The organism is Micromonospora sp. CA-249363, assembly GCF_050950185.1.
GTDB lineage: Bacteria > Actinomycetota > Actinomycetes > Mycobacteriales > Micromonosporaceae > Micromonospora.
On the sequence record NZ_CP192020.1, the window covers coordinates 5,989,646 to 6,001,917 of the forward strand.

The 12,272-nt window shown below is 71.8% G+C and carries 10 protein-coding genes; 4 read left to right on the forward strand and 6 right to left on the reverse strand.

What is annotated here, in order from left to right; genetic code table 11:
* Positions 1-75 precede the first annotated feature (75 nt).
* Both ACQPZK_RS26715 and ACQPZK_RS26720 read right to left on the reverse strand, forming a co-directional pair.
* Positions 76-3,084 (reverse strand): UPF0182 family membrane protein, encoded by a 3,009-nt coding sequence (locus tag ACQPZK_RS26715; protein ID WP_433535572.1) that lies wholly within the window; start codon positions 3,082-3,084, stop codon positions 76-78.
* 96 nt (positions 3,085-3,180) lie between these two features.
* Complete coding sequence (locus ACQPZK_RS26720) at positions 3,181-4,194, reverse strand: YlbL family protein (RefSeq protein WP_433535573.1); 1,014 nt, start codon at positions 4,192-4,194, stop codon at positions 3,181-3,183.
* A 115-nt stretch (positions 4,195-4,309) separates the two neighbouring features.
* Here ACQPZK_RS26720 and ACQPZK_RS26725 point away from each other — a divergent pair, with 115 nt between their 5' ends.
* Positions 4,310-5,626 carry a zinc-dependent metalloprotease gene (locus tag ACQPZK_RS26725; protein ID WP_433535574.1) on the forward strand — a complete coding sequence of 439 codons (1,317 nt, stop codon included), beginning with the start codon at positions 4,310-4,312 and terminating at the stop codon, positions 5,624-5,626.
* Between the two features lie 623 nt (positions 5,627-6,249).
* On the opposite strand, the gene ACQPZK_RS26730 is transcribed toward ACQPZK_RS26725, so the two are convergent.
* Together ACQPZK_RS26730 and ACQPZK_RS26735 are read right to left on the reverse strand one after the other, a co-directional pair.
* The gene (locus tag ACQPZK_RS26730; RefSeq protein ID WP_433535575.1) at positions 6,250-6,858 is read right to left on the reverse strand and encodes a hypothetical protein; all 609 of its coding nucleotides are present in this window, start codon (positions 6,856-6,858) and stop codon (positions 6,250-6,252) included.
* 461 nt (positions 6,859-7,319) lie between these two features.
* Positions 7,320-7,850, reverse strand: coding sequence for a M48 metallopeptidase family protein (locus ACQPZK_RS26735; RefSeq protein ID WP_433535576.1), 531 nt, complete (start codon positions 7,848-7,850; stop codon positions 7,320-7,322).
* Between the two features lie 526 nt (positions 7,851-8,376).
* Here ACQPZK_RS26735 and ACQPZK_RS26740 point away from each other — a divergent pair.
* From ACQPZK_RS26740 to ACQPZK_RS26750, 3 genes are all read left to right on the forward strand, one after another.
* Positions 8,377-8,544, forward strand: coding sequence for a DUF5679 domain-containing protein (locus tag ACQPZK_RS26740; RefSeq protein WP_007464795.1), 168 nt, complete (start codon positions 8,377-8,379; stop codon positions 8,542-8,544).
* A 206-nt stretch (positions 8,545-8,750) separates the two neighbouring features.
* A complete protein-coding gene (locus ACQPZK_RS26745; protein ID WP_433535577.1) occupies positions 8,751-9,863 on the forward strand; it encodes a TOMM precursor leader peptide-binding protein in 1,113 nt (370 codons plus the stop codon).
* Entirely contained in the window at positions 9,860-11,206 is a 1,347-nt protein-coding gene (locus tag ACQPZK_RS26750; RefSeq protein ID WP_433535578.1) for an ABC1 kinase family protein, read from the forward strand. The genes ACQPZK_RS26745 and ACQPZK_RS26750 overlap by 4 nt, the downstream gene beginning before the upstream one ends.
* A gap of 291 nt (positions 11,207-11,497) precedes the next feature.
* On the opposite strand, the gene ACQPZK_RS26755 is transcribed toward ACQPZK_RS26750, so the two are convergent.
* Complete coding sequence (locus ACQPZK_RS26755; protein ID WP_139582271.1) at positions 11,498-11,863, reverse strand: WhiB family transcriptional regulator; 366 nt, start codon at positions 11,861-11,863, stop codon at positions 11,498-11,500.
* Positions 11,864-11,993: 130 nt separating this feature from the next.
* Entirely contained in the window at positions 11,994-12,245 is a 252-nt protein-coding gene (locus ACQPZK_RS26760) for a hypothetical protein (protein ID WP_433535579.1), read from the reverse strand.
* Positions 12,246-12,272: the final 27 nt, after the last annotated feature.

The window sequence follows — 12,272 nt, forward strand, 5'->3', positions numbered from 1 at the left end:
TGCGACGGAGCCCTCGACGCCCGGACCCGGCGGGGTCCGACGTCGAGGGCTCCGATGTGCTCCTCTAGCGGCTGGTCAGCCGCCCGTCCCCGCGCTCGGGGTGGCGGACGACGACGGGGGCGCGCCGCCGCCCGGGTTCGCCGCCTGCTGCGCCTGCTGGAACGCGGTCAGCGCCTCGTCCAGAGCCTTCAACGCGCGGCCGTACCGCTCGAAGTCCCCGGAGGTCTGCGCGGCGCGGACCTCCGTGATGGCGGACTGCACCCGGTCCGCGGCGGCGGCCAGCTCGCCGGCCGGCGGCGGAGTCGCGTTGCCCGGCGGCGGGGTGGTGCCGCCCGGCGTCGGCGTCGCGCTCGGCGACGGATTGGTCGGGTTGCCTCCCGTGGTCGGCGGCGGCGAGGTGCCCGGCCCGGCCTTCTTGCCCTGCTCGACGAGCTGCTTGATGCCGTCGTTGATGTTGTCGGCGAGCGCCACGAACGAGCCGCCGTCACCGTAGGACAGGAGCACCTTCTGCAACAGCGGGTACGCGTCCTGCTGGTTGCTCTTCACGTAGACCGGCTCGACGTAGAGCATCCCGTCGGCGAAGGGCAGCGACAGCAGGTTGCCGTACTGCACCTGCGCCTGGTTGCTGGAGAGCAGGTTGAGCTGCTGGCGGATGTTCGCGTTGTTGGTCATCTGCTGGTGCACCTGCACCGGCCCGGAGATCCGGGTCTGGTCCGGCAACTCCAGCACCTCGAGTCGGGGTTTCCCGTCGACGTACGACCCGGAGATCAACGCGGCCAGGTTCTGCCGACCGTTCGGGGTGACCGCAGAAGTGAGCTGGAAGCGCGGGCTCTCCTGCCCCGGGAACTGGGTGAACAGGTAGTACGGAGGCTGCTTCTGGCCGCTGTCCGGCGCGTCCGGCACGTTCGGCACCTGCCAGAAGTCCTGCGCGGAGTAGAAGTCGCCCGGATTCGTCACGTGGAACTTGGTGAGCAGGTTGCGCTGCACCTTGAACATGTCCGCCGGGTAGCGGAAGTGCTCGTTCAACTCGACCGGGATGTCCGCCTTCGGCTTGACCAGGTCACCGCCGAACGCCTTGTTCCAGGCCTTGAGCACCGGGTCGGTGTCGTCGTACTCGTACAGCGTCACGGTGCCGTCGTACGCGTCGACGGTGGCCTTGACCGAGTTGCGCATGTAGTTGACGTTCTCCCGGGCCAGCTGGAACGTGCCCCGGTTGGTCAGCTCGTCGGTCGTCTCGACCTGGAGGTTGACGCGCTCGGCGTACGGGAAGGTGGCGGCCGTCGTGTAGCCGTCGACGATCCACTGCACCCGACCGTCGACCACCGCCGGGTACGGGTCACCGTCCAGGGTGAGGAACGGCGCGACCTTCTCGACCCGGTCCCGCGGGTTGCGGACGTACAGCAGCTTGGAGTCCTTGTTGACCGCCTCGGAGAGCAGGAAGTTCGACTCCTGCTCCTTGATGGCGTAGAGCAGCCGCCGGGTGAAGGAACCGATCTTGACGCCGCCCTCGCCGGTGTAGGTGTAGGACTCGCCGCCACCCTCACCGACCGGCCTGTCGAACTCGGCCTTCTTGTTCGGGTCGGACTGCCCGACGATTGCGTAGTCGTCGGCGGCCATCCGCTCGCCGTAGTAGATGCGCGGCTGCTTGGCGGGGATCTGCTCGGTCTGCGAGGAGCAAGCCTCCTGGGTCCGCTCGCCGAGGAAGCCCGAGACGAAGAACGGCTGCCCGCCGCACACCACCTGGTTCGCCGGGGCGGCCACCAGGCCGTACCCGTGGGTGTAGACGGTGTGCCGGTTGATCCAGGTGTTCTGCTGGTCGGTCAGCTCGCCGTAGTTGATCTCGCGGACGCCGACGACGTAGTCGGACGTCTTGCCGTTGACCCCGTACCGGTCGATGTCCAGCTTGGGACCGAAGTCGTAGAAGCCCCGGACCTGCTGGAGCTGGGTGTACGTCTCGCTGACCAACTGCGGGTCGAGCAGCCGCACGTTGGACACGACGGACGTGTCGGTCGCCAGGTTCGCCGGTGGGGTGAGGTTGCTCGCCGCGTACGGGGTTGTCTCGGTGCTGCCCAACCCGAACGCCGCCCGCGTCGCGTCGATGCTGCGCTGGATGTACGGCGCCTCCTTGTCCTTGGCGCTCGGCTTCACCTCGAAGGTCTGCACCGCCCAGGGGTAGATGCCGCCGATCGCCACCGCGGAGACACCCAACAGGGCGAGCGAGATGCCCGGCCAGACCAGGTTCCGCATCCAGGCGTTGGAGAACACGATGATCGCGATGGCCACGACGACCGAGATGTACGCCAGGATCTCCTTCGCCGGCAGCAGCGCGTTGACGTCCGCGTAGCCGGCGCCGTACAGCTTGGCGCCCTCGTTGTACTCCAGCAGCATCGCCCGCCGGTCCAGCACGTACGCGAGGGCCTTGAGCAGGACGAACACCGCGACGAGGCTGCTCAGGTGTGCCCGTGCCGCGTTGCTCATCCGGTCCCCGACGCCCTGCAGGCGGACCCCGCCGAAGAGGTAGTGCACCGCCAGCGCGCCGATCAGCGCGAGCACGACGGCGGTGAAACCGACGCCGAGCAGGTAGCGCCAGAACGGAAGCTGGAAGACGTAGAAGCCGATGTCGACCCCGAACTCCGGGTCCTTGACGCCGAAGTCGCCACCGTTGCGGAACAGCAGCCACTGGCCCCACCGGCTCTGCGCGGACAGGCCGGCGAAGAGGCCGATCACGGCGGCGGCCAACGCGATCCACGTGCCGAGGCGCGGGGTGAGCACCGTCCGGTAGCGCTCCAGCGTGGCCTGCTCCACCGAGTGCGGACGCAGCCGCGGCCGCAGCCGGTACGCCAGCCACAGGTTGCCGCCGACGACCACCGCCATGCCGAGACCGATGACGAGGAAGAGGAGCAGTCGGGTGACGAGCACACCGGTGAAGACCTCGGTGTAGCTCACCTCGTCGAACCAGAGCCAGTCGGTCCACGCCTGAACACCCCAGCCGAGCAGGGTGAAGAGCACGAAAACCCCGACCAGGACGGCGATGGTGACCCGGCCGCGCCGGCTCATCCTCGGCAGAGGGCTGCTGCTACGCATTACCACTGTTGGCTCCGCACGCTCGATGTGATCGGCTCCGATCAGGCACCCAGAGTACGGGGTGTTCCTGAGCGTGTCGGGGCACGGTCACACGGGTCAGCAGCGGGTCGGCTGACCACCCGCGCGCAGTGTCTCCAACGCGGTCAGCGCCTCGTCCAGCGAGCCCACCTTCAGCAACGGCAGGTCGGGCTGCGGGTTACGGACCGCCTCGGCGCAGTTGTCGGCCGGCACCAGGAAGACCTTGGCCCCCGCCCGCTTCGCGCCGACCAGCTTCTGGGCGATCCCGCCGATCGGGCCGACGGTGCCCTCGTCGTCGATGGTGCCGGTGCCGGCGATGACCTTCCCACCGGTGAGGTCGGCCGGGGTCAGCTTGTCCACGATGCCCAGGGCGAACATCAGACCGGCGCTCGGTCCGCCGATGTCCTCCAGGTCGATGTCGAGAGTGAACGGGTGCGGCTGCTGCTGGTCGATCTCGACCCCGATCCGTGGCCGGCCGTCCTGCTCCCGGCTGGTCACCGTCGCGGTGGCCGGCGTGCCGTCGCGCGTGTAACCGATGGTCAGGGCCGTACCCGCCGGCTTGGCCTTGATCAGCTCGGTGACCTTGGCGGCCACCGGCACCGGCTTACCGTCGACCGAGGTGACCACGTCACCGACCTTGAGCGCTCCGGCGGACGGGCCATCCGCCGCCACCGTCTTGATCACCACCTGCACGGGGAAGCCCAACTCCCGCAGCGCGGCGGTCTCGGCGCTGGTCTGGGACACCTTGAAGTCCTCGGCGTTGCGCTGCTCGACCTGCTCGGTCGACTCGCCCGGCGGGTAGACCAGCTCGCGCGGCACCACCGCCTCGTCGTCCGAGAACCAGCCGGCGATCGCCGAGCGGAGCCGCACCGTCGGCTGCACCCCCACCGTCGTCAGCCGGAGCTGACCCGCCGACGTGGAGGTCTCCCGGCCGCTGACCTGGATGACCTCCTTACCGTCGGCCGTGCCGAGGGTGTTGACGGTCGGGCCCGGGCCGAGCACCACGTACGGGATCGGCACCCGCAGCACCCCGATGCTCAGCAGGGCGGTGAACAGGGCACCGAGCAGGACCGTCAGGCCACGACGTCTCATGCGCCAGAGCGTACCGACCGCCACCGGTCGGTCCGACGGATGCGCCACGCGACTTCGCCCTCAGCGCAACGCCAGCGGCGACTACCTGGGGCGCGGCCCGCGTACCGTAGAGGTCGTGCCTGATATTCCGTTCGGTTTCGCGCTCCCGGGTGGGCAACCACCAGACCCCAACGATCCCGCGCAGATGCAGCAGTTCATGTCGCAGTTGCAGCACCTGCTCTCGGCGCCGGGCAGCGGGCCGGTCAACTGGGACCTGGCCCGGCAGGTAGCGGCCAGCCAGCTGGCCGCCGCCGGTGATCCGGCCGTGTCGCCGTACGAGCGCAACGCCGTCGAGGAGGCGTTGCGCCTGGCCGACCTGTGGTTGGAGCCCGCCACGTCGTGGCCGTCCGGCATCCAGTCCCCGGTCGCCTGGAACCGCAACGAGTGGATCTTCAAGACGCTCGACGTGTGGCGCAAGCTCTGCGACCCGGTGGCCAGCCGGATGGTCGGCGCGATGGGCGACCTGGTGCCGCCGGAGGCGCGCGCCCAGCTCGGCCCGATGCAGTCGATGGTGGCCACCCTCGGTGGCGCGCTCTTCGGCGGCCAGCTCGGGCAGGCCCTCGGCTCGCTCGCCGCGGAGGTGCTCTCCGCCGGCGACATCGGGCTGCCGCTCGGCCCGGCCGGCACGGCCGCGCTGATTCCGGCAAACATCCGCGCGTACGGCGAGGGCCTGGAACTTCCCGAGGACGAGGTACGCCTCTACGTGGCGCTGCGCGAGGCCGCCCACCAGCGGCTGTTCCAGCACGTTCCGTGGCTGCGCGGGCACGTGCTCAGCGCCGTGGAGATGTACGCCGCGGGCATCCGGGTCAACCGTGAGGCGATCGAGGAGGCGATGGGCCGGGTCGACCCGACCGACCCGGAGTCGATGCAGGCGATCGCCCTGGAAGGCATCTTCACTCCCGAGGACAGCCCGGCGCAGAAGGCCTCGCTGGCCCGCCTGGAGACCGCGTTGGCCCTGGTCGAGGGCTGGGTGTGCCACGTGGTGGACAGCGCCGCCAGCGACCGGCTGCCCAACGTCGTACGGCTGGGCGAGGCGTTCCGCCGCCGCCGTGCCGCCGGCGGCCCGGCCGAGCAGACCTTCGCGGCCCTCGTCGGCCTGGAGCTGCGCCCGCGCCGGCTGCGCGAGGCGGCGGCCCTGTGGGCGGCGCTCACCCAGCACCGGGGCATCGAGGGCCGGGACGCCGTCTGGGGCCACCCGGACCTGCTCCCGTCGGACGACGACTTCGCCGACCCGGTCGCGTTCGCGATGAACGACTGGGACATGAGCGAGCTCGACAGCTTCGACTTCACCGCCCCGGGCGGCGCGCACGAGAAGTCGCCGGGCGAGTCCGACGACAACGACGACGACGACAAGAACGACGACAGCGGCACGGACGGCGGCACCAGGAGCTGACGCGGCCAGGCCCGGGCGCCCGCGCCGACCGTGGCGGGCGTCCGGCACGCGCCCGGCTCGGTGATCCACTCGGCTTCCTGCAAGGCGGGCTGTCTACGCGGCCCGGACGCCGCGGTTTGCAGGAACCCGAGTGGATCACGCCGGATGACGACCCGAAGGGGCGTCGCGGCGCGTTGGCGACGACCCGAGGGGCGTCGCGCCGCGCCGACGATGCGGCGATCAGGCGCAGCGGGCCGGCGCGCCGAGGGCGTGCCGATCAGACGCAGCCGTCACGCCCCGAGGGCGCGGCGGGCGGGCCGGCCGGACGCGGCGATCAGGCGCGGCGGCCGGACGCGGCGATCAGGCGCGGCGGCCGGACGCGGCGATCAGGCGCAGCCGTCACGCCCCGAGGGCGCGGCGGGCGAGGCGGCCGGGCGCGGCGGGCGCAGCGGGCGGGCGCAGCGGACGCAGCGGGCGGGCGCAGCGGCCCGGGCGCGCCGAGGGCGTGCCGATCAGGCGCAGCCGCCACGCCCCGAGGCGATCAGGCGCGGCGGCCGGGCGCGCCGAGGGCGCGCCGATCAGGCGCAGCCGCCACGCCCCGAGGCGATCAGGCGCGGCGGCCGGGCGCGCCGAGGGCGCGCCGATCAGGCGCGGCGGCCTGAGCCCGACAGCAGCGAGCGGGTCGCCTCCCAGCCCTCGAAGGCCGGGTCCAGCGCGGCGAGGTCGGCCGGGCCACGCTGCCGTCGCCAGCCAGCCGTCACGGCGACGTCCCCCGGCTGGGGGGCGCCGACCCGGGCGTCGGCCGGCATTGCCGTGTCAAGGTCGAGCGGTGGCAACCACTGCGGCACGGGCAGCCGTACGGCCACGCCGAGCAGACCCGGACCGCCGCCCTCCACCGGGGCCACGGCCACCGACCGGGTGGTGAGCGGGCGCAGCAGCTTGCCGACCGTCAGCGCGGGCAGGTCGGGCACGTCACCGGCGAGCACCGCCGCCTGGTCGTAGCCGTCCAGCGCGGCGAACACCGCGTTCGGCGTCGGCTCGGGCACCTCGTGGACGGCGGTACCGGGCCAGACCAGCGCGTCGGCCAGCGGACGGTCGGCCGGGGTCACCGCGACGGCGACGTCCACCTCGTTGAGGGTCGCCGCCAGGTCGATGACGTCCTCGGCGAGCGCCGCCCGCCACTGTTCCCGGTCGATCCCCGGGGGCGACCATCGCACCGGCCCGAGCATCACCACCACCACCCGCCGCGCCATGCCCCGACCCTAGCGCCCCGGACCAGGGCCTCACCCACCCCGCCAAGCCCAACGCGCCCGACCCGCCGAGCCCGCCAGCCGACGACCTCCGCCGACGACCTCCGCCGACGGCCCCAGCCAGCGGGCCAGCCGACGGCCCCAGCCGGCGGGGCCGATGATCGACTCGACATCGGCGATGTCGGGGCATCCCGCCGCCAGGACACCGCAACATCGCCGACCTGGAGTCGATCAAGGCCAGACAAGGCCGAGCCGAGCCCGACAAGGCCGAGCCAGGCCCGACAAGGCCGAGCCAAGCCCGACAAGGCCGAGCCGAGCCGGACAAGGCCGAGCCAGGCCCGACAAGGCCGAGCCAAGCCCGACAAGGCCGAGCCAGGCCCGACAAGGCCGAGCCAAGCCCGACAACGCCGAGCCAGGCCCGACAACGCCGAGCCGAGCAGGGCCGACCCGGATCAAGGGGTGGGTCAGGTGGGGACGGGGGCGCAGGATGCGGCGGCGACGCCCTCCAGGTAACCGCGCGCACGCTCCGACTTGGGGTACCGGCCGACGAGCGCCCAGAAGCGGGCGTTGTGGCTGGGCACGATGAGGTGGGTCAACTCGTGGAGCAGCACGTAGTCGATCACCCAGTCGGGCATGTCCTGGACGCGGTGTGAGATGCGGATGCTGCGGTCGGCGGGGGTGCACGAGCCCCAGCGGCCGTTCTGGTTGGTGACCCAACGCACACTGGCCGGCACGGCCCTCTCGCCGTAGCCGCCGAGGTACAGCTCGATCAGCCGGTTGGCCCGGGCGACGAGTTCGTCGTCGGAGCGGGCCAGCCGTCCCTCGCGGGCGGCGAGCCGCGCCAACATGCGGTCGACCCACTCGCTCTCCTCGGCCCGGGAGAACTGGTCCGGGATGAGGACGACCACCCGCTCACCGTCACGGTACGCAGACACCGTGCGTCGCCGACGCTGGCTGCGCCGTACCTCGACGACCGGCTTCCGCGTCCCTGCCATCACTGGGCCGCGCAGCCTCGGCTACGTGTCACGAGGGAAAGCTAATGCGTACTGACCAGGGGTCCGCAAGAGTCAACCGCGCGACACGCGCCCAAAAAATGGTGATTGGTCGCCCGGCGTCCCGAAAATTTCTTGACCGGACCACCGCCGAAGTGCCATCGCGCCGTCTCGTCACCCACCGTGTACGCCGACGGCGGCACCGCACGGTCCTCTCCTCCACCGTAGGTGATCACCGCGCCGGACGCTGCCGCGGGGGCACCCGCAGGGGTGGCTGTGAGGGTTTGGTCGGCGTGTCCCCGCCAAACTGACTTATCCGACCTAATTCGCCATGCACACTCTCGACGTCGACTTGCTCACAGTGACGATGCACAGCTGACATGGAACTGCCCAGACCTGGGTAGGGTCCGCGAACCAGCGGTCACGAAGGTGGCCGTGGAGTAAGACCCAGCGCCGGCGCCCCGTGAGGTCCGCCGCCGGGCATTCCGCCGGAACCGTATTGACCGGCGGACGAGACGAGGAGGGCACCGTGGCCGACCAGGCCCAGACCTACAACGGTTACTGCGTGAAGTGCAAGGAGAAGCGGGACTTCGAGGGGCACGTGGAGGTCTCGAAGACCGGCATGAACATGGCCAAGGGCAAGTGTCCGGTATGCGGCACAACAGTGAACCGGATTCTCGGCAAGGCGAAGGTCTGACCCGTACGGATCTGCGGGGGCGGGACGGCCACACGGCCGTCCCGCCCCCGTTGCCGTTCCGGAAGAGCCAGCCTGTCGGGTGGCCGACAGCACGCGCAGTGGCCTGTGGATAACCCGGCGGATCCTGTGGACAAGGCTGGATACGGCCTCGGCCGCCTGTGGACAACGATCGACCCAGCGCAGGGATGCGGTCACGATTCGTCACCATGAGTCGTACGCCGCTTCCTCGCCCCACGCTGCTTCCCGGCCTCAGCCGGCTCTGGCGGGATCGGCACACCCTGCAGATCGGCCTCGGCCCCGGTCCCGCCGCGCTGGTGGAGCTGCCCAACCCACGCACCGCTCACCTGCTCGATCTGCTGGACGGCACCCGCAGCGAGCGGGACGTACTGGCCGAGGCCGGCGCCGCCCAGGTCGCCCCGGACGACGCCCGTACGCTGCTGGACGCCCTGCGCGCGGCGGGCCTGCTGGTGCCGGCGCACACCCTGCTCCCCCGCGACCTGGCCGGGCCGGTCCGGGATCGGCTGGCCGCCGAGGCCGGAGCGTTGGCGCTGGTGGCCGCCCGTCTACCCGGCACCCCGGCGCAGGTCCTACGCCGCCGGCGGGCGGCCCGGGTGCTGCTCACCGGCGGCGGGGCCCTCGGCGGGCCGCTGGCCATGGCGCTGGCCCAGGCCGGCGTCGGACAGGTGATCCCGCACCTCAGCGGCCCCGTACGACCGATCGACCTGATCGGGACGGGCATTCCCGCCACCGAGTTGGGCCGGCCGCTGGCCCCGGCGATCCGCGCGGCCGTCGAGCGTGTCGCGCCGGGCACCGGCACCCACCCGGTCCGGGCCGCCCGGGTGGATCTGGTGATCCAGTTCGGCGCCGACCGTCCGCCCGCGCTGCTCGCCGCCGGTCTCGCCCAGCGACGTCAGCCGCACCTTCTGGTGACCGTCCGCGAGGGCGTACCCGTGATCGGGCCGCTGGTCCGCCCGCCCGCCGGGCCGTGTCTGCGCTGCGTGGAGCTGCACCGCGCCGACCGCGACCCGGCCTGGCCCGGGCTCGCCGCCCAACTGGCCGCGGCGCGGCCGGTGGCCGCCGGAGCGACCGGCACACTGTTCGCGGCGATCGGATACGCGGTGGCAGAGGCCCTGGCGCACCTCGACGGCGGCCAGCCCGAGACGCTGGGTGGCGCTGTGGAGATCTCCGGCGCGGGCCGGTTCCGTCGGCGGGGCTGGCCGCCGCACCCGGCGTGCGCCTGTTCGCGGAGCGGGGCGTACGCACCAGCCCGGCCGCACGGCAGCAGCGGGGCCCTCCGGTCGGTAACAATGGCGAAGTGACCGACATCCCGCGCCGGGCCGTGTCCCGGACCGCCAAGCTCGCCGCTCTGCCGCTCGGCTTCGCCGGTCGGACCGTCCTCGGCATGGGTAAGCGTGTCACCGGGCTCGCCTCCGACGTCATCTCCGCGGAGATCCAGCAGCGCACCGCCGAACAGTTGTTCAGCGTGTTGGGGCAGCTCAAGGGCGGGGCGATGAAGTTCGGCCAGGCGTTGTCGGTCTTCGAGGCGGCCCTGCCGGAGGAGATCGCCGCGCCCTACCGGCAGGCGCTGACCAAACTCCAGGAGGCCGCGCCGCCGCTGCCTGCCGCGAGCGTGCACAAGGTGCTGGCCGAGCAGCTCGGCCCGAACTGGCGCGACCGGTTCGTCGAGTTCAACGACACCCCGGCCGCCGCGGCGAGCATCGGGCAGGTGCACCGGGCGCGGTGGCGGGAGCCGGGGTACGGCCCCTCCGGCGAGCCGAACAGCCGCGACGTGGCGGTCAAGATCCAGTACCCGGGGGCCGGTGACGCGCTCCTCGCCGACCTCAAGCAGCTCTCCCGCCTCGGCGGGATGTTCCGGGCCATCCAACCGGGCCTCGACGTCAAGCCGCTCCTCGTCGAGCTTCGGGAGCGGATCACCGAGGAGCTGGACTACGAGCTGGAGGCGGAGTCGCAGCGCACCTTCGCCGCCGCGTACGCGGACGACGACGAGATCTACATCCCGGAGGTCGTCTCCGCGTCGCCCCGGGTGCTGGTCACCGAGTGGGTGACGGGCACACCGCTGGCCGACATCATCCGCGACGGCAGCGAGGAGCAGCGGGACGAGGCCGGCCGGCTGATGGCGACGCTGCACCTGTCCGCCCCTCAGCGGGCGGGTCTGCTGCACGCCGACCCGCACCCCGGCAACTTCCGGCTCCTGCCCGACGGCCGGCTCGGCGTGATCGACTTCGGCGCGGTGGCCCGGATGCCGGAGGGCACGCCGGAGCCGATCGGCCGGATCGCCGCGCGGGCGTTGCGCGGGGACGCGGACGGCGTGGTGGCGGGATTGCGGGACGAGGGGTTCATCGGCGCCACCGACGAGATCGATGCCGAGGGGGTCCTCGACTTCCTCCGCCCGATGCTGGAGCCCATCGCCGCCGACGGGTTCCGGTTCACCCGGGCCTGGCTACGCGCCGAGGCGGCCCGACTGGCCAGCCCTCGATCCCCCACGTACCAGTTGAGCCGGCAGCTCAACCTGCCACCGTCGTACCTGCTCATCCACCGGGTGACGCTCGGGTCGATCGGGGTGCTCTGCCAGTTGGAGGCCAAGGCCCCGTACCGGAGCATCCTGGAACGCTGGCTGCCCGGCTTCGCGCCGGTCGCCTGAGGACGTGCGAGAGGGCGGGTGCCGGTCGGCACCCGCCCTCGCATGAGGTGGTACTAGAGAACGCCCAGGTCGCGCGCCGACTGGAGGCGGCTGTTCATGGCGACGGTACGGGCGGATCGGGTTGCCTCAGTGCTCGTGGTGGTACGACCGGCCTGAGGCCGGCGCATTCGAGCCCTGGTCAACGCTTCGTGGAGTAGTTGCATCTCGAAGGCACCACTCGGAATGTTCAACATCGTCTTCTCACTCACTGCCGGTGTGACACCGGCGTCGTTGGAACGGGTCGGGAACATGTCAGGCTGCCAGCCGGACCGCGCCACGCACCTCGGACAGCCCACTGGCCGCCAGGCGCGCCTCGGCCTCGACCCGGAGCGCGGCGTCACGAGCGACGTCCTCCTTGCGCGGACGGCCACGGGGCCGCTTGCGCGGAACGACCGCGCCACGCTCGAAGATCTCGCCGCCCCAGACGCCCCAGGGCTCCGCTCGCTCCACCGCTCCGGCCAGGCACTCGACGCGCAGCGGGCAGTCCCCGCAGAGCGACTTGGCCAGCTCGAGCTCGGCAGGCGAGTCGGAGAACCACAGGTCGGGGTCGAACTTCCGGCAGGGCAGGTTCGCCTCCAGCTCGACGCTCACATCGAGGGGGGCCAACGCCAGACTCATCTCCCGGTCACCTCTCTCTCACTTCGATCTCGTGGATCGCATTCCGACGTACTTACGGCGGGGCAAAAAACTGAGGCCGCGGATCCCGGTAGCGGGTTCCGCGGCCTCGAGGTGAGCCGGTGTCTGAGATTCAGACCGGTCTACCTCGAGGTGGAACGCCGCGGACATCCGTGCGCTTCTTGGCGCCATCGATGCCCATGCCCGTGATGCCACTGGTCCCCTCGACTCCGGCATTCGGCGCGACGGTCAGGGTCAGCTCGGTCTGAACCTGGTGCACCTGCGGAACCGACGGTCGTGCGGCCGCAAGGGCCACCCGGACAGCCGACAGCGGAGCGCAGACAGACGGCATCGCCATCAGACGCTCATAGGTGAAGATCTTCACGGGTGCCACCTCCCTCACGTTCCTCGG

What these genes read in the sequence shown, in the direction of transcription:
- ACQPZK_RS26755 (WP_139582271.1), bottom strand. Translation starts at nt 11,863, where the DNA reads ATGAGTCTGGCGTTGGCCCCCCTCGATGTGAGCGTCGAGCTGGAGGCG.
- ACQPZK_RS26730 (WP_433535575.1), bottom strand. Translation starts at nt 6,858, where the DNA reads ATGGCGCGGCGGGTGGTGGTGGTGATGCTCGGGCCGGTGCGATGGTCG.
- ACQPZK_RS26745 (WP_433535577.1), top strand. Translation starts at nt 8,751, where the DNA reads ATGAGTCGTACGCCGCTTCCTCGCCCCACGCTGCTTCCCGGCCTCAGC.
- ACQPZK_RS26715 (WP_433535572.1), bottom strand. Translation starts at nt 3,084, where the DNA reads ATGCGTAGCAGCAGCCCTCTGCCGAGGATGAGCCGGCGCGGCCGGGTC.
- ACQPZK_RS26720 (WP_433535573.1), bottom strand. Translation starts at nt 4,194, where the DNA reads ATGAGACGTCGTGGCCTGACGGTCCTGCTCGGTGCCCTGTTCACCGCC.
- ACQPZK_RS26735 (WP_433535576.1), bottom strand. Translation starts at nt 7,850, where the DNA reads ATGGCAGGGACGCGGAAGCCGGTCGTCGAGGTACGGCGCAGCCAGCGT.